This is a genomic window from Rahnella sp. RFA10(1/100), from assembly GCF_004195115.1.
Lineage (GTDB): Bacteria > Pseudomonadota > Gammaproteobacteria > Enterobacterales > Enterobacteriaceae > Rahnella > Rahnella perminowiae.
Map to the genome: position 1 here is coordinate 460,872 of NZ_SEWR01000002.1, position 25,520 is coordinate 486,391.

General features: G+C 50.3%; 19 protein-coding genes. 14 read left to right on the top strand and 5 right to left on the bottom strand.

Translation table 11 applies throughout. From position 1 onward, the window contains the following. The first annotated feature begins 38 nt into the window (after window positions 1-38). From ETV65_RS08745 to ETV65_RS08770, 6 genes are all read left to right on the top strand, one after another. Window positions 39-248, top strand: coding sequence for a cold shock domain-containing protein (locus ETV65_RS08745; RefSeq protein WP_129952493.1), 210 nt, complete (start codon window positions 39-41; stop codon window positions 246-248). A gap of 261 nt (window positions 249-509) precedes the next feature. After that, the gene (locus tag ETV65_RS08750; protein WP_095922608.1) at window positions 510-722 is read left to right on the top strand and encodes a cold-shock protein; all 213 of its coding nucleotides are present in this window, start codon (window positions 510-512) and stop codon (window positions 720-722) included. Window positions 723-817: 95 nt separating this feature from the next. Continuing rightward, window positions 818-2,041 carry a winged helix-turn-helix domain-containing protein gene (locus tag ETV65_RS08755; RefSeq protein ID WP_129952494.1) on the top strand — a complete coding sequence of 408 codons (1,224 nt, stop codon included), beginning with the start codon at window positions 818-820 and terminating at the stop codon, window positions 2,039-2,041. 378 nt (window positions 2,042-2,419) lie between these two features. Continuing rightward, the gene (locus tag ETV65_RS08760) at window positions 2,420-2,602 is read left to right on the top strand and encodes a Trm112 family protein (protein WP_013574842.1); all 183 of its coding nucleotides are present in this window, start codon (window positions 2,420-2,422) and stop codon (window positions 2,600-2,602) included. Beyond that, entirely contained in the window at window positions 2,599-3,357 is a 759-nt protein-coding gene (gene kdsB, locus ETV65_RS08765) for a 3-deoxy-manno-octulosonate cytidylyltransferase (protein ID WP_129952495.1), read from the top strand. The genes ETV65_RS08760 and kdsB overlap by 4 nt, the downstream gene beginning before the upstream one ends. 195 nt (window positions 3,358-3,552) lie before the next feature. Next, window positions 3,553-4,446, top strand: a complete 894-nt coding sequence (locus tag ETV65_RS08770; protein WP_129952496.1) for a YcbJ family phosphotransferase — start codon at window positions 3,553-3,555, stop codon at window positions 4,444-4,446. Here ETV65_RS08770 and elyC read toward each other — a convergent pair. Beyond that, window positions 4,439-5,227, bottom strand: coding sequence for an envelope biogenesis factor ElyC (gene elyC, locus ETV65_RS08775; RefSeq protein WP_129952497.1), 789 nt, complete (start codon window positions 5,225-5,227; stop codon window positions 4,439-4,441). The genes ETV65_RS08770 and elyC overlap by 8 nt on opposite strands. Window positions 5,228-5,383: 156 nt before the next feature. Here elyC and cmoM point away from each other — a divergent pair, with 156 nt between their 5' ends. From cmoM to ETV65_RS08810, 7 genes are all read left to right on the top strand, one after another. After that, window positions 5,384-6,169 carry a tRNA uridine 5-oxyacetic acid(34) methyltransferase CmoM gene (gene cmoM, locus ETV65_RS08780; protein ID WP_129952498.1) on the top strand — a complete coding sequence of 262 codons (786 nt, stop codon included), beginning with the start codon at window positions 5,384-5,386 and terminating at the stop codon, window positions 6,167-6,169. After that, the gene (mukF, locus tag ETV65_RS08785) at window positions 6,166-7,488 is read left to right on the top strand and encodes a chromosome partition protein MukF (protein WP_129952499.1); all 1,323 of its coding nucleotides are present in this window, start codon (window positions 6,166-6,168) and stop codon (window positions 7,486-7,488) included. Before cmoM ends, mukF begins: the two co-directional genes overlap by 4 nt. Next, window positions 7,469-8,200, top strand: a complete 732-nt coding sequence (mukE, locus tag ETV65_RS08790) for a chromosome partition protein MukE (protein ID WP_129952500.1) — start codon at window positions 7,469-7,471, stop codon at window positions 8,198-8,200. Before mukF ends, mukE begins: the two co-directional genes overlap by 20 nt. After that, window positions 8,197-12,645: a chromosome partition protein MukB gene (gene mukB, locus ETV65_RS08795; protein ID WP_129952501.1), complete on the top strand. Its 4,449-nt coding sequence runs from the start codon at window positions 8,197-8,199 to the stop codon at window positions 12,643-12,645. Before mukE ends, mukB begins: the two co-directional genes overlap by 4 nt. Before the next feature lie 362 nt (window positions 12,646-13,007). Beyond that, window positions 13,008-14,858: a L,D-transpeptidase gene (gene ldtD / locus ETV65_RS08800; protein WP_129952502.1), complete on the top strand. Its 1,851-nt coding sequence runs from the start codon at window positions 13,008-13,010 to the stop codon at window positions 14,856-14,858. A 179-nt stretch (window positions 14,859-15,037) separates the two neighbouring features. After that, a complete protein-coding gene (locus ETV65_RS08805; protein ID WP_129952503.1) occupies window positions 15,038-15,589 on the top strand; it encodes a YcbK family protein in 552 nt (183 codons plus the stop codon). Window positions 15,590-15,640: 51 nt separating this feature from the next. Beyond that, window positions 15,641-16,288, top strand: coding sequence for an MBL fold metallo-hydrolase (locus tag ETV65_RS08810; protein ID WP_129952504.1), 648 nt, complete (start codon window positions 15,641-15,643; stop codon window positions 16,286-16,288). A gap of 84 nt (window positions 16,289-16,372) precedes the next feature. Here the strand turns inward: ETV65_RS08810 and ETV65_RS08815 are convergent, their stop codons facing one another. From ETV65_RS08815 to pncB, 4 genes are all read right to left on the bottom strand, one after another. Further along, window positions 16,373-17,563 carry an amino acid aminotransferase gene (locus ETV65_RS08815; protein ID WP_129952505.1) on the bottom strand — a complete coding sequence of 397 codons (1,191 nt, stop codon included), beginning with the start codon at window positions 17,561-17,563 and terminating at the stop codon, window positions 16,373-16,375. Between the two features lie 242 nt (window positions 17,564-17,805). Beyond that, on the bottom strand, window positions 17,806-18,954 hold the full coding sequence (ompC, locus tag ETV65_RS08820) for a porin OmpC (protein WP_269154561.1): 1,149 nt from the start codon (window positions 18,952-18,954) through the stop codon (window positions 17,806-17,808). A gap of 300 nt (window positions 18,955-19,254) precedes the next feature. Beyond that, entirely contained in the window at window positions 19,255-20,655 is a 1,401-nt protein-coding gene (gene asnS / locus ETV65_RS08825; protein ID WP_129952506.1) for an asparagine--tRNA ligase, read from the bottom strand. 257 nt (window positions 20,656-20,912) lie between these two features. Continuing rightward, window positions 20,913-22,118: a nicotinate phosphoribosyltransferase gene (pncB, locus tag ETV65_RS08830; protein WP_129952507.1), complete on the bottom strand. Its 1,206-nt coding sequence runs from the start codon at window positions 22,116-22,118 to the stop codon at window positions 20,913-20,915. Window positions 22,119-22,814: 696 nt separating this feature from the next. Between pncB and pepN the strand changes: the two genes are divergently transcribed. Continuing rightward, window positions 22,815-25,430, top strand: coding sequence for an aminopeptidase N (gene pepN / locus ETV65_RS08835; RefSeq protein WP_129952508.1), 2,616 nt, complete (start codon window positions 22,815-22,817; stop codon window positions 25,428-25,430). The last annotated feature ends 90 nt before the right edge of the window (window positions 25,431-25,520 follow it).

Below are 25,520 nucleotides of genomic sequence, written 5' to 3' on the forward strand. Positions count from 1 at the left end.
AATGGCAGGATTTTATATTTCGTAAAAAGGTTTTAAATATGTCTAAGAAAAATGGTCAGGTTAAGTGGTTCAATGAAAGCAAAGGTTTTGGTTTTATTGAGCAAGCTGATGGCGGTAAGGATGTATTCGTACATTTCTCCGCAATCGCAACCGAGGGTTTCAAGACGTTGGCAGAAGGCCAGCGTGTAGAATACACCATTCAGGATAGCCCGCGCGGTCCTGCTGCTGCTAACGTTATTGCGCTCTGAAAAGAGACGAGCGTAATGATATGAAACAACGTTAATCGTTCATCATATTAGCAGCGCAAAACCCGCCGGATGGCGGGTTTTTCATACCTGAAAAGGTCAATGCGACGTGTATATGATGTCGCGAAAGTTATAAAAATAATCGTTAAAACAAATTCGCTCATTAGAGGTTTTTTATAAAAAAATAACTTAGCAATGGGCAAACGCATCCGAACAATAATAAAAAAGTGTGTTCATGGATGCCCAAAAGAAAGGATAGAAATTATGATGTTAAAAATGGGTTTAGTTAAATGGTACAACCAGGCTAAAGGCTACGGTTTTATTTGTCCGCTCGATGGTTCTTCTGAAATTTATGTTCAGCGTACTTCCATCGCAAATACGGGTAATAAATCTCTGAGTGCCGGTCAGAAGGTTGAGTTCACCACTTACCGCAGCGTAGCACACGGCCCTTCCGCGGCTGATGTTATTGCATTCTGAGTCCGGTTTTGTTGTTCACCGTTGAGTTGAATTTTACGCTCCGGTAAAAATATGCTATCGGTATCCGCAGTTAAATTGCTGCCACGGATACCGATATGTCTCACCCGGTTATATCTCTTGCTTCAGCCCGCGCCCTGCATTTATCTGCGCAAAATCTTCTTGAGCCTGTCACCCGAAAGCCTGTTGCAGCGGATGTCGTGGACACGATCCGTGATATGGGCTTACTGCAAATCGATACCATAAGTGTCGTTGCGCGTAGTCCTTATCTTGTGCTGTTTAGCCGCTTAGGTAATTACGATCCTCAGTGGCTGGAACAGGCACTCTCAGCAGGAAAAATATTCGAATATTGGGCACATGAGGCTTGTTTTATTCCCAGCGAAGATTACGGACTCCTGCGCCACCGGATGCTGAATCCTCAGGGAATGGGGTGGAAATTTTCGCAAGCCTGGTTTGATGAACATCAGACGGATATTGCGGCGCTGTTGAGCCATATTGCCGACAAGGGGCCTGTACGTTCGGCAGACTTCAGTGCAGACAAGAAGTCTGCCAGTGGCTGGTGGGACTGGAAGCCGCATAAAAAGCATCTGGAAACGTTGTTTACCACCGGGAAACTGATGGTGTCAGAGCGGCGTAATTTTCATCGGGTTTACGACCTTGCTGAACGGGTGATGCCAGGCTGGGACGATGCGAGCCAAACGCTTGAACAGGCCGTGGCGGAACAACAGATGCTGCGGCGTTCGGCGCAATATCTCGGCATCTTCAAACCTGAATGGCTGGCGGACTACTACCGCCTCAGGCGCGTGAATACCAAGGCTGTGATTGCACAATTGCTGGCAGATGAGGAGATTACACCGATCGAAGTGACCGGGCTCGAAGGTACTTATTATGTTCATCGCAAACAGTTTCCCCTCCTGCAACAAGCCGTCAAATCACGGATCGGTTCAACCGTCACCACGCTGCTTTCACCGTTTGATCCGGTGGTATGGGATCGTAAACGTGTGTCGACGTTATTTAATTTCGAATACCGGATCGAATGTTATACCCCACAAGCAAAACGCCAGTATGGATATTTCACACTTCCCTTATTGCAGCGCGGTGAGCTGATTGGCAGGGTGGATGCAAAAATGCATCGCAAAGAAAAAATACTGGAAGTGAAAAGCCTGCATCTTGAGCCGGATGTCACGATGGCTTCACGAAGGGCAAAAGATATACACGGAGCAATCAGCCGTTTTGCACAGTGGCAGGGAGCTGAAAAAGTCAAAATCGTGAATGTACCTGAAACGCTAACGGCGCTTTGGGGAAAAGACTGGCAGATTTGAGGTTATAAAATGAAACGGCTGCATCAGGCAGCCGTTATTTCACGATGATTGCAGGTGACATTCAGCTTAGTGGCTGAAGTTAGCGAACATAGCGATGATTTTGTTAATGGTTTTCATTTTTAGAGCTCATGTTTAGGGTTGATAGTGTGACTTGCATCACAGAAAAAATTCTACTCCCACAAATTGGGCAACGCAATCCTCCCACGAAGATATTTTTTTACAAAAACGTAACTTTTTGAGGCCGTATTTGAGGATCAGTGAGAATTAACGTGCGGTGCGGCGTTATGCTATTCTCTTGAACCGCTATGTTGTGTTTCCAATGCTTTTTTGCGTTGCACCTTGCTGAAAATGCGGTGTATTCGCCTCCGGGAGGAATTTATGGACCACCGTTTGCTTGAAATCGTTGCGTGCCCCGTCTGTAACGGGAAGCTTTACTTTAATAAAGAGTCGCAGGAATTAGTGTGTAAGGCAGACAGCCTGGCTTATCCAGTGCGTGAGGGGATTCCCGTATTATTAGAAAACGAGGCCCGACCGCTTTCTGTTGATGAGACACACCCATGAGTTTTGTTGCCATCATCCCGGCCCGCTTCGGGTCAAGCCGTTTACCGGGTAAGCCGTTGGCCGATATCAACGGTAAACCTATGGTTGTGCATGTGATGGAGCGTGCGCTGGAGTCCGGGGCTAAACGTGTAATTGTTGCGACAGATCATCCTGACGTTGTGGCGGCGGTTGAAGCTGCTGGCGGTGAAGTTTGCCTTACACGAGCTGACCATCAGTCAGGCACCGAACGTCTGGCTGAAGTGATCGAGGTATGTCACTTTGCTGATGATGAAATCATCGTCAATGTGCAGGGTGATGAGCCGCTGATCCCGCCTGTTATTATCCGTCAGGTGGCGGATAATCTGGCAAACAGTGAAGCAGGAATGGCGACACTGGCTGTGCCGATTGAAACAGCGGAAGAAGCGTTTAACCCGAATGCGGTAAAAGTGGTTCGGGATGCCAAAGGCTATGCCATGTATTTTTCCCGTGCTGCCATTCCGTGGGAACGTGAACGTTTTGCCGTGTCGAAAGAAACAGTCGGTGATGTCTTCCTCCGTCATATCGGTATTTATGCTTACCGTGCCGGTTTCATTCGCCAGTATGTGAAATGGGAACCGACTAAACTGGAGCACATTGAATTACTCGAACAACTCCGGGTACTGTGGTACGGTGAAAAAATCCACGTTGATGTAGCGAAGGCCATTCCTTCTGTGGGTGTTGATACCGCTGAGGATCTGGAACGTGTGCGCGTGATTTTGGGCCATAAAAATTCCTGATCCGACAAGGTATAAGTGCTCATAAAAGCGGAATGTTCCGGCATTCCGTTTTGTCATTTCTGTTCTCTTTTCGTTTTGCGTACTGCCTTCCTGTTTCTGTCCTGACTATCCGGTTTTTATTTGATCTGACACGGGGTAATCCTTTCCTGAAGCTTTCATCATAAACGTTAATTTATTTGTCACTGCGAACACGTTATGGAACAGCTAAAAGCCGAATTGAGTATTGTGCTGGGCGAGCGTTTATCCCGTCTCGAATGTGTCAGTGAGCAGCCTTATGCGCATCTTTTCTCTCTCTATGATGAGCAGGGTTATGCGATGCCATTGATGGCGAAGAGTTTTGTCTGTCAGGGAATCGCCGGGCAGGAGGCTTATAAATTATCCATGCTGGCACGGGAGGGCGTGGTACGGGTGCCGGCGGTTTATGGCATGGTCACCACGCATCAGAAACCGTATCAGGAAATCTTGCTCATTGAGCGTCTGCGCGGCGTATCGGCGGAAGCACCAACACGTACTCCTGAGCGCTGGCAAATACTGCAGGAGCAAATTGTCGAGGCGATGCTGGCGTGGCACCGGATTGACAGTCACGGTTGTGTCGGTTCGGTAGACAGCACTCAGGAAAATCGCTGGGAAAATTGGTACCCGCAGAGGATCGAAGTATTGTGGGCAACGTTATCCCATTTACAGGCCCCTGAACTCACCCCTGAAGATCGTACGCTGCTTTTCCGTTCCCGTGCCTGTATCCCTGCGTTGTTTGAAGGATTTGACGATACACCGGTATTGGTTCACGGTAATCTTTCGCTACGCAGCATGCTCAAAGATCCGCGCAGCGATCAGTTACTGGCGATGATTAATCCCGGCACCGTGTTATGGGCGCCGCGCGAGTTTGATCTCTTCAGATTGTGGGAAAAAGGAATGAGCGAGCAACTGCTGTTTGGTTATCTCCACAAAGCACCCGTTTCGGAAACGTTCCTTGCCCGTCGCTGGTTGTATCTGGTGTGGGAATCTGTCGCACATCTGATCCATACCGGCAAGCTCGATCGCCGTCAGTTCGATTATGCACGACAACAACTGTTGCCGTGGCTTAACTGAGCGGCTTCGCAGCGGGTGCCGGCAGTGTTATCCATTGCCATATGCGCCCCAGCGTTTCATACCATGCCCGCTCACTGTGAGACAGGAACAGTGCCTGTGGTAATGCTTTTTCCCACGGATTGAGCGGGGAATCTATCGCAAGTTGATTTGCCGGCGCCGGAATCGGATTCAGTCCCAGTTGCCGGAAAAAAATAATCGCCCGCGGCAGATGATTAGCCGATGTCACCAGCACAAAGGGCTGCTCTCCCAGCATTTCTTTCACCTGTAAAGCTTCCTGATGTGTATCCCGTGGCCTGTCGAGTAAAATAATATCGCTTTGCGGCACACCTAAACTCTCCGCCACTTTTCCGGCAACCGCAGCGCTGCTCACCGGATTGGTCATGGCCCGCGCACCGGTGAAGATCATTTTCGAACCGGGGTTTGCCCGGTAAATGCGGATCCCTTCGGCCACGCGAGGAAGACTGTTACTGATGAGATTAGAACTCGGTGCCCACGCCGGATTATAGGTATAACCCCCACCCAGTACGACGACATATTTTACCGGCGCATGGCCGTCAGCCTGATAAGTCGGGTAGACCGATTCAATGGGGCGGAGCAGGTTATCCGCCACAGGTTGCAGGCTGAGCAGCAACAGAAGCAGCCAACTCAGTGAAAAAAACACTTTTCCGGTTTTTTGCCACCGGGTTATCCACAGCAATACCAGTGCTATCGCCATGAGAAGCAGAATAAATGGCAGAGGTAATAGCAGGCCTCCCAGCGTCTTTTTTAGAGTAAATAACATCAGAAACCGATCCTTTTGGGTGAAAAAACGACATCCGGGCGTGAATCCGCGTCAGGATGATTTATTCTATGCCAGCCTGTGCCAAAATAGCACTTCACCCGGCATTGCCGCACAGCCATCATTCACCAAATTGTTTTCAGAAGCAGGGTTCATTTCATGCAGGATCGTAATTTCGACGATATGGCCGAGAAATTCTCGCGCAATATCTACGGCACAACAAAGGGACGTATCCGTCAGGCTGTGCTGGGTCAGGATTTGCATGATTTATTACAGACTTTGCCTCAGCGGCCATTGCGTATCCTTGATGCGGGCGGCGGGGAAGGACAAATGGCCTGCGAACTGGCAGCTTTAGGACATAAGGTCTTGTTGTGTGATCTTTCCGGTGAGATGATCCGGCGCGCTGAGGCTGCTGCGCTGGAAAAAGGTGTGAGCAACAACATGCAATTTGTACAATGTCCGGCTCAGAATATCGCCGAACATTTGGAACAACCGGTTGATCTGATATTGTTCCATGCGGTCATCGAATGGCTGGCAGAGCCACAGCAGGCAATGGCTGCGCTGGTAGATTGCCTGGCACCGGGCGGGGCATTATCGCTGATGTTTTACAATATCCACGGTCTGGTCATGCGGCATATGATCCTCGGCAATTTCGGTCATGTTGAAGCCGGTGTGCCAAAAATCAAAAAAAGCTCCCTGCTACCCGATCACCCACTGGAACCGGCTCAGGTTTATCAGTGGCTGGAAGAACTTGGAATGCAGATCAGCGGCAAGACCGGTGTTAGAGTGTTCCATGATTATTTGCGAAACAGACAACAACATAAACAGGATTTTGACGAGCTTCTGGCGCTGGAGCAGCGTTATTGCCGCCAGGAACCTTTTGTTAGTTTGGGACGTTACATCCACGTGATGGCGCACAAACCCATTCTGAAGGACGAATTATGAGCGAATTTTCCCAGACTGTACCCGAACTGGTCGCCTGGGCACGAAAAAATGATTTCTCAATTTCGCTGCCAACGGAGCGGCTGGCTTTTCTTCTGGCGATTGCCACATTAAACAGCGAGCGCCTTGATGGGGAAATGAGTGAGGGTGAACTGGTCGATGCATTTCGTCACGTCAGCAAGGGATTTGAGCAGACAAACGAAACCATCACCGTACGTGCCAATAATGCCATCAATGACATGGTGCGTCAGCGTTTGCTCAACCGTTTCGTCAGTGAACTGGCTGACGGTAATGCTATCTATCGCCTGACGCCTTTGGCGATCGGCATTTCAGATTATTACATCCGCCAGCGTGAATTCTCTACGTTGCGGTTGTCTATGCAATTGTCGATTGTGGCGCAGGAACTCAAGCGTGCGGCGGATGCAGCCGAAGAGGGTGGCGATGATTTCCACTGGCATCGCAATGTTTACGCGCCACTGAAATACTCCGTTGCTGAAATTTTTGACAGCATCGATATGACGCAAAGGGTCATGGACGAACAGCAGCAGGGCGTGAAAGATGACATTGCCGCGTTGCTGAATAAAGACTGGCGCGCGGCAATTTCCAGTTGTGAAATCCTCCTGTCAGAAACCTCGGGCACGCTGCGTGAATTGCAGGATACGTTAGAAGCCGCCGGTAACCTGTTACAGGCGCATCTTATGCGTATTCAGGATGCCACGATGGTCGAACTCGATTTGAGCTTTGTCGACAAACTGGTTTTCGACTTGCAGAACAAACTCGACCGTATTACCAGCTGGGGGCAGCAGGCAATTGACCTGTGGATTGGCTATGACCGCCATGTGCATAAATTTATCCGTACCGCCATCGATATGGATAAAAACCGGGTGTTTGCGCAACGTCTGCGCCAGTCGGTGCAGAACTACTTTGATCAGCCGTGGACGCTGACGTTCGCCAATGCCGATCGTCTGCTGGATATGCGTGATGAAGAACTGGCCCTGCGTAGCGAAGAAGTGACCGGCGAACTTCCGCCAGATCTTGAGTTTGAAGAGTTTAACGAAATCCGCGAACAACTTGCGGCATTGATTGAACAGGCCTTACAGGTTTATCAGCAACAAAAAACGCCGCTCAATCTGGGCATGGTAATGCGCGAATACCTTAAACAGTATCCGCGTGCCCGACATTTTGATGTCGCGCGAATTGTGGTCGACCAGGCCGTGCGCCTTGGTGTGGCTGAAGCAGATTTTTCAGGATTGCATGCTGAATGGCAGGCAATCAATGATTACGGAGCCAAGGTGCAGGCCCATGTCATCGACAAATATTGAACACATAATGCCAGCTAAGCTGGCGCAGGCACTGGCAAACTCAGTGTTTCCTGCTCTCGACAGTCAGCTGCGTTCTGGCCGTCATATTGGCATTGATGAACTGGATAACCATGCTTTTCTGATGGATTATCAGGAAGAAATGGAACTCTTTTACAGCCGCTACAATGTGGAATTAATCCGGGCACCGGAAGGTTTTTTCTATCTGCGTCCGCGCTCGACCACGCTTATCCCGCGTTCAGTGTTATCTGAACTGGATATGATGGTGGGGAAAATTCTCTGCTATTTGTATCTGAGCCCGGAACGTCTGGCGCATGAGGGAATTTTTACTCAGCAGGAACTGTACGACGAATTACTGAGCCTGGCGGATGAAAGTAAATTACTCAAATACGTCAATCAGCGCTCAACCGGCTCAGATTTGGATCGCCAAAAGTTGCAGGACAAAGTTCGTACGTCGCTCAATCGCCTGCGCCGTCTGGGTATGGTGTATTTCATGGGTGTTGACAGCAGCAAGTTCCGTATCACCGAAGCGGTATTCCGTTTTGGTGCGGATGTCCGCAGCGGCGATGACGCGCGCGAAGCACAGTTGCGGATGATCCGCGACGGTGAAGCGATGCCTGTCGACAGCGCGCTGTCACTGAATGACGAAAGTGAGGACGGCGAACCGCTGGCAGGGCAGCAAGGGCATGAGAGCGCAGAGGATGAACAGGAATGATTGAACGCGGTAAATTTCGCTCACTGACGCTGGTTAACTGGAACGGGTTCTTCGCCCGTACGTTTGACCTTGATTCACTGGTCACCACGCTTTCCGGCGGCAACGGGGCGGGTAAATCCACCACAATGGCGGCTTTCGTCACCGCCCTGATCCCCGATCTGACGTTACTGCATTTCCGTAACACAACGGAAGCGGGCGCCACCTCCGGTTCACGTGATAAAGGTCTGCACGGTAAATTACGTGCGGGTGTCTGTTACTCGGTTCTGGATGTGGTGAACTCGCGTCACCAGCGCATTGTTGTGGGGGTTCGCCTGCAGCAGGTCGCCGGCCGTGACCGTAAAGTCGATATCAAACCTTTCACCATTCAGGGTTTGCCGGTTGCGGTGAATCCGACAGAAATGCTGACCGAGACGGTCGGTGAACGTCAGGCCCGCGTGCTGCCTTTGCAGGAGCTGAAAGATCGCGTTGAGGCAATGGAAGGCGTACAGTTCAAGCAGTTCAACTCCATTACTGATTATCATGCCCTGATGTTTGATCTGGGTGTGATTCCGCGTCGTTTACGTTCAGCATCCGACCGCAGTAAATTTTATCGTCTGATTGAAGCCTCACTTTACGGCGGTATTTCCAGTGCCATCACTCGTTCCCTGCGCGACTATTTGTTGCCGGAAAACAGTGGTGTGCGTAAAGCTTTCCAGGATATGGAAGCGGCGCTGCGTGAAAACCGCATGACGCTGGAAGCGATCCGCGTGACGCAATCTGACCGCGATCTGTTTAAGCATCTGATTTCTGAAGCAACGTCTTACGTAGCCGCAGACTATATGCGTCATGCCAATGAGCGCCGCATTCATCTCGATGGTGCGCTTGTGCTGCGTAATGATTTGTTTAGCAGCCGCAAGCAGTTATCCGGCGAACAATATCGTCATGTCGAAATGGCGCGTGAGCTGGCCGAACAAAGTGGTTCGCAAAGCGATTTGGAAACCGATTATCAGGCCGCCAGCGATCATCTGAGTCTGGTTCAGACGGCGATGCGTCAGCAGGAAAAAATCGAGCGTTATGAAAGTGACCTCGAAGAGCTGACGTATCGTCTGGAAGAGCAGAACGAAGTGGTGGCCGAAGCCAGCGAGCAGCACGCCGAATATGAAGCACGCGCTGAGGCCGCTGAACAGGAAGTGGATGAGCTGAAAAGCCAGCTGGCCGATTACCAGCAGGCGCTGGATGTTCAGCAGACCCGTGCGATCCAGTATCAGCAGGCGTTACAGGCGATTGAACGTGCGCGCGACTTGTGTCAGATCCCCGATCTGAGCATTCAGAACAGTGAAACATGGCTGGAAACGTTCCAGGGCAAAGAACAGGAAGCCACTGAAATCCTGTTGATGCTGGAACAGAAGATGAGTGTTGCTTCTGCCGCCCATAATCAGTTTGAAACAGCTTATCAGTTGGTGGTGAAAATCGCCGGTGAAGTGAGCCGCAGTGAAGCCTGGCAGACGGCACGTGAATTACTGCGTGACTGGTCTTCCCGGCAGCATCAGGCTGAGCGTGTCGAACCGCTGCGCATGCGGTTGTCCGAACTTGAAGGCCGCCTGCGTGAGCAGCAGGATGCTGAGCGTCAGCTGCAGGAGTTCTGCAAACGTACGGGGCAGGATGTGCACCCTGAAGATCTGGACGAAATGCAGCGTGAGCTGGAAGTTCAGATTGAAGAATTACAGGGTGTGGTGTCGCAGGCAGGTGAACGTCGCATGGAAATGCGCCAGGAGCTTGAACGTGTTCAGTCGCGCATTCGTGAACTGACCGCCCGTGCCCCCGTCTGGCTGGCCGCGCAGGAAGCACTCAGTCAGTTAAGCGAGCAAAGTAAGGAACCGCTGGAAAGCAGTCAGCAGGTGACCGAATACATGCAGCAACTTCTGGAAACGGAACGCGAAACGACAGTTGAGCGTGACGAAGTGGCTGCCCGCAAACGTCGCATTGAAGGGCAAATTACCCGCCTCAGCCAGCCGAGTGGTGCGGAAGATTCCCGCATGATCGCGCTGGCAGAACGTTTCGGTGGCGTATTGTTGTCGGAAATTTACGACGATGTCACCATCGACGATGCGCCTTACTTCTCCGCATTGTATGGTCCGTCCCGTCACGCAATTGTGGTACCTGATTTATCTCTGATCCGCGACCAACTTGACGGTCTGGATGATTGCCCGGAAGATCTCTATCTCATCGAAGGGGATCCGCAGTCATTTGATGACAACGTGTTCGAAGTGGAAGAAATGCAGGGTGCGGTACTGGTTAAAACGGGTGATCGTCAGTGGCGTTATTCTCACTTCCCGCAAGTGCCGTTGTTTGGCCGTGCGGCGCGTGAGAACCGTCTGGAAACCCTGCATAAAGAACGCGAAAGCCTGTCAGAACGTTATGCGACATTGTCGTTTGATGTGCAGAAAATTCAGCGCGCACATCAGGCGTTCAGCCGCTTTATCGGCAGCCATTTAGCCGTGGCGTTCGATGCCGATCCTGAAGCTGAAATCCGTACCCTGAGCGGACGCCGCGGTGAGCTGGAACGCGCCATTAATGCGCATGAAGGCCAAAATCAGCAACAGCGCCAGCAATACGAGCTGGCGAAAGATGCTATCGGCATGCTCAATAAATTGCAGCCGCGTGTCGGTTTGCTATGCGATGAGACGTTGATTGATCGGGTCGAAGAAATTCGTGAAGAGATGGAAGAGGCGCAGGATTGCGCCCGCTTCATTCAGCAGCACGGTGTTTCACTGAGCAAGCTGGAACCGCTGGTATCGGTGCTGCAAAGCGACCCGGAACAGCATGAGCAACTGAAAGAAGATTACGCCCAGGCGCAGCATGTACAGCGACTGGCGAAGCAGCAGGCATTTGCCCTGACCGAAGTGGTTCAGCGCCGTGCTCACTTCAGTTATACCGACTCTGCCGGTATGCTCAATGAAAACAGCGACCTGAATGATAAACTGCGTCAGCGTCTGGAACATGCGGAAGCAGAACGTACACGCGCCCGTGAACAAATGCGTCAGCATCAGACGCAACTGACGCAGTACAGTCAGGTTCTGGCCTCGCTGAAAAGTTCGTTCGATGCCAAACGCGATATGCTCAAGGAACTGAGTCAGGAATTACAGGATATCGGCGTTCAGGCGGATGCCAATGCGGAAGCACGCGCCAAAACCCGCCGTGACGAACTGCACAGCGCGCTCAGTACTAACCGTGCGCGCTGTAATCAGCTCGAAAAGCAAATCACCTTCTGCGAAGCAGAAATGGATAACCTGCAGAAGAAACTGCGCAAACTTGAGCGTGATTATCATCAGAGCCGCGAACAGGTTGTGACCGCAAAAGCGGGCTGGTGTGCGGTGATGCGTTTGGTGAAAGACAATGGTGTTGAACGCCGTCTGCACCGCCGTGAGCTGGCTTATATGGATGGCGACGAACTGCGTTCCATGTCAGATAAATCCCTGGGTGCGCTGCGTCTGGCGGTGTCTGATAACGAACATCTGCGCGATGTGCTGCGTCTGTCCGAAGATCCGAAACGCCCTGAGCGTAAAATCCAGTTCTATATTGCCGTCTATCAGCATCTGCGCGAACGTATCCGCCAGGATATTATTCGTACCGATGATCCGGTTGAAGCGATTGAACAGATGGAAATCGAGCTGGGACGTCTGACCGAAGAGCTGACAGCCCGTGAGCAACAACTGGCGATCAGTTCCCGCAGCGTGGCAAATATCATCCGCAAAACCATTCAGCGCGAACAAAATCGTATTCGTCAGCTTAACCAGGGGCTGCAGGCAGTGGCGTTTGGTCAGGTGAAAAGCGTCCGTCTGAATGTGAACGTGCGTGAAGCGCATGCGGGACTGCTGGATGTGCTTTCTGAACAGCAGGAACAGCATCAGGACTTGTTCAGCAGTAACCGTCTGACTTTCTCGGAGGCGCTGGCGAAACTCTATCAGCGTCTGAACCCGCAAATTGATATGGGTCAGCGCACACCGCAAACTATTGGCGAAGAACTTCTGGATTACCGCAACTATCTCGAAATGGAAGTGGAAGTAAACCGGGGTTCGGATGGCTGGCTGCGCGCAGAAAGCGGGGCGCTGTCAACAGGTGAAGCGATCGGTACCGGTATGTCGATTCTGGTAATGGTTGTTCAGAGCTGGGAAGATGAGTCGAGCCGTATGCGAGGAAAGGATATTTCGCCTTGTCGTCTGCTGTTCCTCGATGAAGCCGCGCGTCTGGATGCGAAATCTATTGCCACACTGTTTGAGCTTTGCGACCGTCTGGAAATGCAACTGATTATCGCAGCACCGGAAAACATCAGCCCGGAAAAAGGGACGACGTATAAACTGGTGCGTAAAGTCTTTGGCAATAATGAGCATGTACACGTCGTTGGTTTGCGTGGATTTGCCGCTGAACAGCCTGCTCTGGTCAATACGGAAGCTGACGTTTCCTGATTATTTTCAGATAAAACAGCTGATTGATTTTAAAAGCCCCGGCCTATGATCGCCGGGGCTTTTTATTAGAATTACCCCCATTTCACTTATATTTGTTTAAAAAACAGTGATGCTCTAAATACCGCGCAAGGCAAAGCTAAAGTGTTGTGTAATTTATAGGCGAATGCTTAAAAACAACTCATAAACACGTAACGGAAGGCTTTATTTAAACTGACAGCTGACTTAGAGTCTTTACGTGACATGCGGGCTCTATTTCATTGAGTTCCTACGCAAAAAAAGAATTCTCTTTATATACTTAATCCAAGAGCTGCAGGCTCAGTTTTGGGGATGAAATTGGGCACCTTATCGGGAGGCAAGGGAAGATGTTAATGAATCAAAGGTCTCTCAGGTTTTTAGTCGCCAGCTGCTTGCTGGCGGGCGGTCTGTCGCCGTGGTTGGCTGCATGGGCTACCGTGCCCACACTGCCATTAGGAAAAACGACACTGTCAAGTGTGCAGAGCATGAGTCAGTTGCAGGCAGAATTATTGCCCAGAGGCATCCGGCCGTTGTATCTGTCTTCTCTGTCTTCGCTTTATGCTGCAAATCATATGCAGCCCATGTGGAACGATCGCCAAACCGTTCAGATATTCCAGCAGCAACTGGCCGAACTGGCCATATCTGGTATCCAGCCTCAGTTCACGCAATGGGTGAAATGGCTGACGGATCCGCAAGTCACCGGCATGGCCCGTGATGTGGTGTTATCAGATGCGATGCTGGGTTATTTACAGTTTACGAGCAGCGTGGAAGCCAACGGGGATAAGTGGTTATACAGTTCCACGCCTTACAAAATGACGACGCCATCACTGACGGTGATTAATCAATGGCAGCTGGCTGTGCGTCAGGGCAATACGTCACACTATTTGTCGACTCTCGCGCCACAGCATCCTTATTACACCAAGATGCATGATGCGTTGAAGACCATGCTGGCGGATAATCGCCCCTGGCCGGTCATGACAGGATCAGCCAGTTTGCGGCCGGATCAGATCAGTGACGATGTCCCGGCTTTGCGGGAGATCCTGACCCGCACCGGTATGATGGTCGCATCGCCTGAAGAGAACAAGGTGCCTAAACCGACAGATGAAACCATCGCTCCGGACACGCCGGGAAGCGCGGCAAATGACGATCTGTCTGTTGATGAAACCGCCGATAAGGCCCAGCAATCGACGCCAGCCGTCAGCCCTTCTGCAACATCAGTACAAGATGTCCTGCCAACGGTTCAGTCGACAGAAGTGCCAGCAACTCACCCGCCGGTTGCTGTTGCTCACAATCAGTACACGCCGGATTTAGTGGAGGCCGTTAAACGTTTTCAAAAATGGCAGGGACTGGAAGCTGACGGTATTATTGGCGGACGTACCCGTCAGTGGCTGAATGCCTCTCCGCAATTGCGTGCGACCTTACTGGCGCTGAATATTCAGCGCCTGCGCATTCTCCCTGGCAATGTGAACACCGGCATCATGGTGAATATTCCAAACTATCAGCTCACCTATTATCTCAATGGTAATGAAGTGTTGTCGTCACGGGTGATTGTCGGGCGTCCAAGTCGTAAAACGCCATTAATGAGCAGTGCGCTGAATAATGTGGTAGTCAATCCGCCATGGAATGTGCCTACTACGTTAATACGTGAAGATATCGTGCCTAAAGCCATGAATAATCCCGGTTACTTCCAGCAACATGGCTATCAGGTGCTGTCCGGCTGGAGTAATGATGCGGAAGTGATTGATCCTGCAATGATTGACTGGGCAATGGTATCGCCTAACCATTTCCCATATCGCATCCGTCAGGCACCAGGCGTGAGCAATTCCCTCGGTCGGTATAAATTTAATATGCCGAGTTCTGATGCTATTTATCTGCATGACACGCCAAATCATAATCTGTTCAGCAAAGATATTCGTGCGCTGAGTTCAGGTTGTGTGAGGGTGAATAAGGCGTCTGAATTAGCCAATATGTTATTGCAGGATGCGGGCTGGAATGACACGCGGATCTCTTCAACATTGCAGGGTGGTAATACCACGTATGTAGCGATACGCCATCACATACCGGTAAAACTGTTTTATCTGACGGCGTGGGTCGCAGATGACGGTAAGCCTCAGTTCAGAACAGATATTTACAATTATGATTCAACGGTGAGATCCGGCGCACAAATCCTGCCTCAGGCAGAAATTTTGCTTCAATAAATGCAGTAAATCTAATCTGATAAGGGTCAGAGTATTTGGCCATCGGACGAGCGTGAGCCACTGGCACGCTCGTTTTGCTTATATGGGTCCCCTTGACTCGCAGAAAATTGGCAGTTAAGGTTCAAAACGGCTCAGATCAGAGCTTTTTTTTGACTCTCTTACCGGATAGTAAACTGTTCATGAATGAAATCGACACACATCGCCGTAAATGGCTGGCATTAGGCAGTGCCGCTATGGGGATTGCATTACTTCCAGGTCGTGCATTCGCCACTCTTTCCACACCTCGTCCGCGTATTTTAGTGGTTAACAATATAAATACCGGCGAAACCCTCAAAACCGAGTTTTTTGATGGAAAGCGTTACAACAAGGATGAGTTGGCCCGGTTGAATCATCTGTTCAGAGACTATCGTGCGGAAAAGGTAAAATCGATCGATCCCGCGTTGTTCGATCATCTCTATCGTTTGCAGGTGATGCTCGGCGGAACCAATAAACCGGTCCAGCTGATTTCGGGTTACCGCTCACTGGCGACAAACAACAGCATGCGTGAGCCAGGAAGCGGGGTAGCGAAGCACAGTTATCACACCCTCGGGCAGGCAATGGATTTCCACATCCAGGGCATCGAACTGAGCAATATCCGCAAAGCCGCATTAAAAATGCGGATGGGTGGTGTAGGATATTATCCACGAAGTAACTTTGTGCACATCGATACCGGCCCTGCGCGGACCTGGTGATGTGTGTCATTAATGGCCTGCCGGAATGTGCAGGCCATTTTGTGGAGCTCTATGAAAATCCATTTAATTACCGTCACGGCGTTCAGCCAAAACTGTTCACTGATTTGGTGTGTTAAAACCAATCAGGCTGCTATTGTCGATCCGGGCGGTGAAGCCGCAAGGATCATCCAGGAAGTTTCTGCCAAAGGTGTATTGGTTACGCAAATTTTGCTGACTCACGGTCATCTTGATCACGTAGGAGCAGCGGCAGAGCTTGCTGCTCACTATCAGGTACCGGTTATCGGTCCTCAGAAAGAAGATCAATTCCTGCTGGATGCGCTGCCCACCCAAAGCCAGATGTTTGGCCTCGACCATTGTGATCCGTTGACGCCAGATACCTGGCTGGAAGAAGGGGATTCAGTGAATGTCGGCGAGGAAATCTTATCCGTACTCCATTGCCCGGGCCATACGCCGGGGCATATTGTCTTCATCAATGATAAAGCGCGAATTGCCGTTTCCGGTGATGTGATATTTAAAGGTGGCGTAGGCCGCAGTGATTTCCCGCGTGGTGACCATCAGGCGCTTATTCATTCCATCAAAACGAAATTATTGCCGCTCGGCGATGACATGGTATTTATTCCCGGCCATGGCCCGATGTCGGATTTTGGTTATGAGCGTAGAACCAATCCGTTCCTGCAGGATGAAATGCCGGTCTGGTGATGACGTTTGCTGTTTATCAGCAAAAACAAAAAGCCCGTCAGTCCACCTGACGGGCTTTTTTAATTGAGCAACACCACTTATCTTTTAGAGTACCGCGACGATGGCTTCACACAGCGGTGCCATGTTTTCGAGTGTAATGCCAGCAACGTTAATACGGCCAGAGTTGACTGCATACACGCCGAACTCATCGCGTAACCGCAATACCTGCTCTTTGGTCAGGCCGCTGAAAGAGAACATCCCGTTCTGATTGATAATAAAGCTGAAATCTTGCTGAGCGCCTTTTTCCTGCAAGGTACTGACGAACAGCTGACGCATACGATGAATACGCAGACGCATATCGCTCAGCTCCTGCTCCCACAGTGTGCGCAAAGCTTCGTTACCCAAAATCGTGGCTACCACCGCAGCACCGTGTGACGGTGGGTTGGAGTAGTTAGCACGGATAACCGATTTCATTTGACTGAAGGCGCGATCGGCGGTTTCTTCATCGGCCGCAACTAATGTACAAGCACCCACGCGTTCATTGTATAACCCGAAGTTTTTCGAATAAGAGCTGGCGACCAGTAATTCCTTGTGTGTTTCCACGAACAGACGCAGACCGGCCGCATCCTCTTCCAGGCCTTTTGCAAAACCCTGATAAGCGAAATCGAACAACGGTAACCAGCCGTTGCTCACAGACAATTCTGCCAGTTGTGCCCATTGTTCCTGAGTAGGATCGATACCGGTTGGGTTGTGGCAGCAACCGTGGAACAGTACCACGTCGCCTGCTTTAGCTTCGCTCAGACTTTTCAGCATGCCATCGAAATCAAGGCTGTGATTGACGGCATCATAGTAGTGGTATTCCATGACTTCCAGACCTGAAGCAGAGAACACGCCTTTATGGTTCGGCCAGCTTGGATTGCTTACCCACACGCGCCTGGCGCTGGTTTGCGTAGCGATGAAATCTGCTGCGATACGCAGAGCGCCAGTGCCGCCCGGAGTCTGTGCGGTACGTGCCCGTTTATCAGCAATAATCGCGCTGTCCTGGCCAAACAGCAGTTCCTGTGTGCAATGTGCAAAATCAGGCAACCCGTCAATACTCAGATAGGTTTTAGTAGATTCATTTTCCAACAGAAATTGTTCGGCTTTCTTCACGCTGGCCAGAACCGGCGTTTTACCTGTTTCGTCTTTATAAACACCAATCCCCAGATTTATTTTATCTGAGCGATCGTCAGCGCGGAAAAGATCGGTAAGACCCAGAATAGGATCAGCAGGTGCTGCAGTGATTTTTTCAAACATGTCGGAAAATTCCATAGCCTGATATGACGAAAGAGGGCTTCAGGGTAACGCCAGCGCCCCCGTTTGCCAACCGTTTGCGGCAAAAAGAAAGCAGAGTTGTGAGAAGGCGTGGGAGATTAAAATAATTTATGGGCGAGGGTGGAAAAACGATATTTTCAAACATACACAAATGCAAAAGGCAGAGCCGAAGCTCTGCCTTGATATCCACTTTGCTACGCCCGTAAGCGCATCGTTAAGCGATATTAGAACTGGTATTGCAGACCAACACCCACAACATCATCGGTAGAAACACCAGCGGTACGGGTATAGCTGTTGTCGTCCAACAGGTTGATTTTGTAGTCAACATAGGTAGACATGTTTTTGTTGAAGTAGTAGTAAGTACCAACTTCTACGTATTTAACCAAGTCAGCATCACCGCCTGCAAAGCCAGTACCCAACGCATTAAGATCTTTACCTTTGGACTGCAGGTAAGCAATGGAAGGACGCAGGCCGAAATCAAACTGGTATTGCGCTACAACTTCAAAGTTTTGAGTTTTGTTAGCAACTTGGTTGAAGTCTCCGCCATAGATGGTGGTGTTCTCGGATTCACCGTAGAATGCTGCCAGGTACAGGTTGTTAGCGTCATATTTCGCGCCCAATGCATATGCGGAAGCTTTGTCACCGTTACCATCAAGTTTCTGAGAGTTAGTACGGTTAGATGAGAAGTAAGCACCACTTACGCTAACGCCAGAGTTGCCGATAGCATAAGCTACCGAAGAACCCCAACCGTCACCATTCTGGTCTTTAGTTGCACTTCCTGGAACACCCAAGTCGGTACCATCAGCAGCAAAGTCATGGCCATCACGATCGTTTTGGTTTTTGCCCTGGTACTGTACTGCGAAGCTCAGGCCGTCAACCAGACCGAAGAAGTTGCTGTTACGGTAAGTTGCCATGCCATTACCACGACCAATCATGAAGTTGTCGTTGTTCTGGTACATAGTGTCATCGCCATAGATTGGCAATTGGTCGGTGTAGGACATTACGTCGTAGATTACGCCGTAGTTACGACCGTAGTCGAAAGAACCTGCATCACCGAATTTCAGACCTGCGAAGCCCAGACGCGTTTTGTTACCTTCGTCGCCAGCGCTTTCTGCGTGGTTAGCCTGAACGTTGTATTCCCACTGGCCGTAACCGGTCAGTTGGTCAGTAATTTGAGTTTCGCCTTTGAAGCCGAAACGGACATAGGTCTGGTCGCCATCGTCGCCAGCATTGTCAGAGAAGGTGTGACGGGCGTCAACTTTACCGTACAGATCCAGTTTGTTGCCGTCTTTGTTATAGATCTCAGCTGCATTAGCTGCACCAGCAACTAACAGAGCAGGGATTACCACTGCAAGAATATTGCGCTTCATCATTATTATTACCCTCATTGGTTTTATTTGGACACCTGCCACTGCCTTAAATAATTCTTTACGGAACTATTCGCGAAAGTTTGGTGTCTCCTGTGTCTGAACGCACTATTCCATCCGTGGTGAGCTTAATCCATAGCGAAAATGCTACTAAATTACTAAATATGTTTCAGTTGGAAAAAATGTATTTCAAAATGTGTATTTTACGGAACTTTGTGACAGGGATCTATCTTTGAAAATGACTAAGGCCAGCAAAGCTGGCCTTAGTTTTGTAACTATTCTGTTAATTAAAAATATTTTAATTAATTAGAAGGTTGCATTACGTGGGGTACGCGGGAACGGGATCACGTCACGCACGTTTTGAACACCGGTCACATAGGCGACTAAACGTTCAAAGCCGAGGCCGAAACCTGAATGCGGAACAGTACCGTAGCGACGAAGATCGCGATACCACCAGTAATCTTCTTTATTCAGTCCCATTTCAGCCATACGGGCGTCCAGAACATCCAGACGTTCTTCACGCTGAGAGCCACCAATAATCTCGCCGATGCCCGGAGCCAGAACATCCATTGCTGCGACGGTTTTACCATCTTCATTCATACGCATATAAAAAGCTTTAATATCTTTCGGATAGTTTTTAACCACTACCGGCGCTTTGAAATGCTGTTCTGCAAGATAACGTTCATGCTCAGAAGAAAGATCGACGCCCCATGAAACCGGGTTTTCGAATTTCTGACCACAATTCATTAATATTTCTACTGCGTCGGTATAGTCCACCTGGGCGAAATCGGATGTTACAAATCGCTCCAGGCGCGCAACAGCATCTTTGTCTACACGGTCAGCGAAAAAGGCCATATCATCTGCACGTTCGTCTAAAACGGCTTTGAAAACATATTTAAGCATATTTTCGGCCAGTGCTGCGATGTCATCCAACGTGGCAAATGCGACTTCCGGTTCTACCATCCAGAATTCCGCAAGGTGACGGCTGGTGTTAGAGTTTTCTGCACGGAAAGTCGGACCGAAGGTATAAACTTTTGACAGCGCACAGGCATAAGTTTCGCCGTTCAGCTGGCCGGACACCGTCAGGAATGCTTCTTTGCCGAAGAAATCTTCGCTGAAGTCAATTTCGCCTTTGTCGGTACGCGGCAGGTTTTGCAAGTCCAGGGTGGATACGCGGAACATCTCACCTGCACCTTCGGTATCGGAGGCTGTGATCAGCGGTGTGGATACCCAGAAATAACCGTTTTCATGATAGAAACGGTGAATGGCCTGGGAGAGGGTGTTGCGCACACGGGCAACAGCACCGATCAGGTTGGTGCGCGGGCGAAGGTGAGCCACTTCACGCAGGTATTCGATGCTGTGGCGTTTTGCCGCCATCGGATATGTATCAGGGTCATCCACCCAGCCAACAACTTTGACGGCAGTTGCCTGCAGCTCAAAACTCTGGCCTTCGCCAGGTGAGGCGACAACAGTACCGGTCACTTCTACTGAACAACCCGTCGTCAGACGTAATACATCTTCCTGATAATTGGGCAGAGAATTATTGATGACGGCCTGTAAAGGATTAAAGCAGGAGCCGTCATAAACGGCGACGAATGAGATACCAGCTTTAGAATCTCTCCGGGTACGTACCCAACCGCGTACGGTGACTTCACTGTCAACCGCAGCACGGCCTTGCAGTACGTCGACTACAGGCACAACGCTCATAGATTTCTCTCTTTCTTTATATATGTTGGCTAAGAAATATTGGACACCCTGTAAATAGGGATTTTGCTATGTTACTTAGGCTTTCTCAGGACACAAGCAGAAATCGTCGTCAGCGGCCAAGAATTGTGGCGCAAATGCAGGGAACGGGGGCAAATATTGAGAGGGTGAATAAAAGCCGAGCAGAATTAGATCGCAACTATATAAAGGAAAGAAATCCGAATAAAGCGCCGGATGCATTTCCGGCACTTTAGGGAGAGTCAGGAAGCTTTTTTCACCAGCGGCAGATCGAAAGCTTTACGCAGGGCCTGAACAAAAGCTTTATCCTGACACATTGTTTTGCCCGGGCTGTCCGAAAGTTTCGCGACAGGTTTGCCATTGCACTGCACCAGCTTAATGACAATATTCAGCGGCTTCACGTCCGGAATATTACATGTCAGGCGCGTACCAATTCCGAATATCAGATTCACCCGTTGATGGAAATGGCGATACAGATGTAACGCTTTGTCCAGATCAAGATTGTCGGAGAACACCAGCGTTTTGGTCATCGGGTCGATATCCAGAGACTGATAATGCGCTATCGCTTTTTCGCCCCATTCAAACGGATCCCCGGAATCATGGCGCAGCCCCTGGTAGGCATGAGCGAATTTGCTGCCGAAATCACGCAGGAAAGCATCCATCGTTATGCAGTCGGTGAGGGCAACTCCCAGTTGATCCGGATATTCATCCAGCCAGGCCTGCAACGCCGCACGCTGGCTGTTAGCCAGCACCGGGCTGATTTGCTGATGCGCCTGGAACCATTCATGGGCTTGTGTGCCGACCGGTGTCAGCTGCAATTTATGTGCTAAATCGTAGTTACTGGTGCCGACCAGATAAGGGAATTCATTTTTCAGCGTGCTGACGATGGCTTCCTGAACGTCACCGGAAAAACGTCGACGCGTGCCAAAATCCATCAGACGGAACGCGCGGAGATCAATATCGGCAGCCTGTTGTTTAAAACTGGCGAGGTTTTTACGCAACTGATCCACCGCCATTTGCGCTGTTACGTGTGGTGAGCGCTGGCGATGGACAACTTCACTGATGACCGCGAGCAGCGGCACTTCCCACATGATCACTTCATGCCACGGGCCCTCGATGCGCACATGTAAATGTCCGTTGCGATCGGAAACCATGACATGTTCAGGATTGTAGCGGAAGATTTTCAGCCAGTTCAGGTAATCCTGCGTGAAGAAAGGCAGACCTGAAAGGTAGGTGAACTCGTCGTCCGTCAGCGCCAGCTGACTCATCATCTGAATTTGCTGGCGGATCTCGCTGGCGTATTCGCCCAGCAGTTCATCACCACGACAACGGAACTCGGCCACGACGCTGATGTTGCGGTAGCGATGGTAGACTGCTTGCTGCATATGAAGCTTGTAGGCATCGGTATCTAACAGCGAAGTCAAAATCGGGGAGGCGTATGAAGTCATAGCGCGTTTACAGCATCCTCGTCAGAAACTGAGTGTTTGAACACAAACAACCGTTCCGTAAAAAAAACGTTCGGGATAAAACAGCAAAGTCTGTGAAGTATACCGTATTATCCCGTCAAAGAACCCTCATCACATCATAATTGTCAGGGACTGGTCGAGGCCTAAATGTGCTTAACCATAGGTAATATGGGCAATCTGGCGATTCCCCGGCTTAAAAAAAGCACAAATTGATTACAGAAATTTAATCAACCTGACATTAAGAAAGAAAAAACCGGGGCGATTAAACCCCGTTTTTCTTATGAGTTTTTTGCTACGTTTGTTCACGATAGTAAACGGCCGGAGGTTTTCCGGATGGGTATCGCGGGTTTTAGACCAGAAAATACCGGGGATCAGCATGACGATCGGCATGCTGAATATAATGAAGCTATACGAAAAATGTGCATGACAGTTGTGTCTCTGCGGGATGTGCCAAAACCACAGTTTTAGAGAAATTTCTGTGTTTTGGTTGAAAGGTGCGCATACGCACTCACAAACTGGCAACAATCTGGGATTTCCCGATGCCTGTGTTAGAGTTTAAAGATAAAAAAGTATGAAGGTCGTCCGGTGCGCTGTGCAGCCATTTGCTGGCTGACAGAACCTGCTTCATCAACTTATATCGTCATCACTCTTAACAACAGAAACGTCAAAAGGTTTTTTATGACTCAACTGCCACAAGCCAAATTCCGCCACGATTATCGTGCACCGGACTATACCATCACGGACATTAACCTTAATTTCGAGCTTGATGCACAGAAGACCCTTGTGACCGCCATCAGTCAGATTAAACGACAGGGCGCAGAAGGGGCTCCGCTGGTGCTCAACGGCGAAGATCTGACGCTTGTCAGCCTGAAAATTAACGGTCAGGACTGGCCGAAATATCAGCTCAAAGAAGGCGCGCTGGAAATCACCGGCCTGCCGGAAGCCTTTGAACTGGCGATTGTTAACGAAATTCATCCGGCGAAAAACACCGCACTCGAAGGATTGTATCTTTCCGGCGAAGCACTTTGTACGCAATGTGAAGCCGAAGGTTTCCGCCACATTACTTATTATCTGGATCGCCCGGATGTTCTCGCGCGTTTTACCACCCGCATTGTGGCGGATAAAGCCCGTTATCCGTATCTGTTGTCCAACGGCAACCGTATTGAACAGGGGGAGCTGGAAGGCGGTAAACACTGGATCAAATGGCAGGATCCGTTCCCGAAACCTTGTTACCTGTTCGCGCTGGTAGCCGGTGATTTTGATGTTTTGCGCGATTCCTTCAAAACCCGCTCCGGCCGCGATGTGGCACTGGAACTGTTTGTCGATCGCGGTAATCTGGATCGTGCGGACTGGGCCATGGAATCCCTCAAGCAATCCATGAAATGGGACGAAACCCGTTTCAATCTCGAATACGATCTCGACATCTTTATGATTGTCGCCGTTGATTTCTTCAACATGGGCGCGATGGAAAACAAAGGACTGAACGTCTTTAACTCCAAATACGTGCTGGCGAAAGCGGAAACCGCGACCGACAAAGATTACCTCGGTATCGAAGCAGTGATCGGCCACGAATATTTCCATAACTGGACCGGCAACCGCGTCACCTGCCGCGACTGGTTCCAGCTGAGCCTGAAAGAAGGCCTGACCGTATTCCGTGATCAGGAATTCAGTTCCGACCTGGGATCGCGCTCGGTTAACCGTATTGACAACGTCCGCGTAATGCGTGGCGCACAATTCTCCGAAGATGCCAGCCCGATGGCTCACCCGATTCGTCCGGAAAAAGTTATCGAAATGAACAACTTCTACACCCTGACGGTGTATGAGAAAGGTTCAGAAGTTATCCGTATGCTTCACACCCTGCTGGGCGAAGAGAAATTCCAGGCCGGGATGCAGCTGTATTTTGAGCGTCATGATGGCAGCGCGGCAACCTGTGACGATTTTGTGCAGGCGATGGAAGATGCCTCAAACGTTGATCTTTCTCTGTTCCGCCGCTGGTACAGCCAGTCCGGTACACCCGTACTGACCGTGCGTGACGATTATGACGTGGAAAAACAGCAGTACACCCTGACAGTCAGCCAGAACACCCCGGCAACGCCTGATCAGAGTGAAAAACTGCCTCTGCATATTCCGCTGGATATTGAATTGTATGACCCGCAGGGCAACGTCATTGCGCTCAAGCAAAACGGTCAGACGGTCAGTAACGTGCTGAATGTCACTGAAGCGGAGCAAACGTTCATCTTTGACGACGTGGCATACCCGCCGGTGCCTTCTTTACTGCGTGAATTCTCTGCGCCGGTGAAGCTTGATTACAAATGGGGCGATCATCAGCTGACTTTCCTGATGAAATATGCGCGTAACGATTTTGCGCGATGGGACGCTGCACAAAGCCTGCTGGCAACCTACATCAAATTGAACGTGGCGCGTCACCAGCAGAAGCAGCCATTGTCTCTGCCGCTGCATGTCGCGGATGCGTTCCGTGCGGTATTGCTGGATGAGAATATCGATCCGGCGCTGGCGGCGCAGATCCTGACCCTGCCGTCTGAAAATGAAATCGCTGAACTGTTCGACATTATCGATCCGCAAGCGATCAGCGCCGTTCACGATGCCATCACCCGTTGTCTGGCCACCGAAATGGCGGATGAATTCCTGGCGGTTTACAACGCTAACCGTCTGCCTGCGTACCGCGTGGTGCATGAAGATATCGGTAAGCGTTCGCTGCGCAATACCTGTCTGCATTATCTGGCCTTTGCCGATGTGGCACTGGCTGACCAACTGATTAAAACTCAGTTTGAGCAGGCTGATAACATGACAGATTCGCTGGCGGCGATGTCTGCGGCAGTTTCCGCACAGTTGCCTTGCCGTGAATCACTGATGGCGGCTTACGATGAGCGCTGGCATCACGACGGTCTGGTCATGGATAAATGGTTTATCCAGCAGGCGACCAGCCCGGCAGCCGATGTACTGGAGAAAGTCCGTTCACTGCTTAACCACCGTTCATTCAGCATGGGCAATCCGAACCGGGTTCGTTCATTAATCGGTGCGTTTGCCTCGGCGAATCCTCGTGCATTTCACGCCACAGACGGCAGTGGCTATCAGTTCCTGACTGAAATGCTCACCGATCTTAATACCCGTAACCCGCAGGTGGCGGCGCGTATGATTGAGCCGTTGATCCGTCTGAAGCGTTACGATCAGCACCGTCAGGCGCTGATGCGTCAGGCACTTGAACAACTGAAAGGGCTGGAAAATCTGTCCGGTGATTTATTCGAAAAAATCACCAAAGCGCTAGAGGCGTAATTGCCTGTTATGGCAAGCCTGTCAGAATAAACAGCAGCAAAGCAAAAGGGCGATGGAAACATCGCCCTTTTTTCGTTTTAGATCCACTGA

Coding starts and splice junctions, on each gene's coding strand:
- ETV65_RS08745 (WP_129952493.1), top strand. CDS start 39: ATGTCTAAGAAAAATGGTCAGGTTAAGTGGTTCAATGAAAGCAAAGGT.
- ETV65_RS08750 (WP_095922608.1), top strand. CDS start 510: ATGATGTTAAAAATGGGTTTAGTTAAATGGTACAACCAGGCTAAAGGC.
- ETV65_RS08755 (WP_129952494.1), top strand. CDS start 818: ATGTCTCACCCGGTTATATCTCTTGCTTCAGCCCGCGCCCTGCATTTA.
- ETV65_RS08760 (WP_013574842.1), top strand. CDS start 2,420: ATGGACCACCGTTTGCTTGAAATCGTTGCGTGCCCCGTCTGTAACGGG.
- kdsB (WP_129952495.1), top strand. CDS start 2,599: ATGAGTTTTGTTGCCATCATCCCGGCCCGCTTCGGGTCAAGCCGTTTA.
- ETV65_RS08770 (WP_129952496.1), top strand. CDS start 3,553: ATGGAACAGCTAAAAGCCGAATTGAGTATTGTGCTGGGCGAGCGTTTA.
- elyC (WP_129952497.1), bottom strand. CDS start 5,227: ATGTTATTTACTCTAAAAAAGACGCTGGGAGGCCTGCTATTACCTCTG.
- cmoM (WP_129952498.1), top strand. CDS start 5,384: ATGCAGGATCGTAATTTCGACGATATGGCCGAGAAATTCTCGCGCAAT.
- mukF (WP_129952499.1), top strand. CDS start 6,166: ATGAGCGAATTTTCCCAGACTGTACCCGAACTGGTCGCCTGGGCACGA.
- mukE (WP_129952500.1), top strand. CDS start 7,469: ATGTCATCGACAAATATTGAACACATAATGCCAGCTAAGCTGGCGCAG.
- mukB (WP_129952501.1), top strand. CDS start 8,197: ATGATTGAACGCGGTAAATTTCGCTCACTGACGCTGGTTAACTGGAAC.
- ldtD (WP_129952502.1), top strand. CDS start 13,008: ATGTTAATGAATCAAAGGTCTCTCAGGTTTTTAGTCGCCAGCTGCTTG.
- ETV65_RS08805 (WP_129952503.1), top strand. CDS start 15,038: ATGAATGAAATCGACACACATCGCCGTAAATGGCTGGCATTAGGCAGT.
- ETV65_RS08810 (WP_129952504.1), top strand. CDS start 15,641: ATGAAAATCCATTTAATTACCGTCACGGCGTTCAGCCAAAACTGTTCA.
- ETV65_RS08815 (WP_129952505.1), bottom strand. CDS start 17,563: ATGTTTGAAAAAATCACTGCAGCACCTGCTGATCCTATTCTGGGTCTT.
- ompC (WP_269154561.1), bottom strand. CDS start 18,954: ATGATGAAGCGCAATATTCTTGCAGTGGTAATCCCTGCTCTGTTAGTT.
- asnS (WP_129952506.1), bottom strand. CDS start 20,655: ATGAGCGTTGTGCCTGTAGTCGACGTACTGCAAGGCCGTGCTGCGGTT.
- pncB (WP_129952507.1), bottom strand. CDS start 22,118: ATGACTTCATACGCCTCCCCGATTTTGACTTCGCTGTTAGATACCGAT.
- pepN (WP_129952508.1), top strand. CDS start 22,815: ATGACTCAACTGCCACAAGCCAAATTCCGCCACGATTATCGTGCACCG.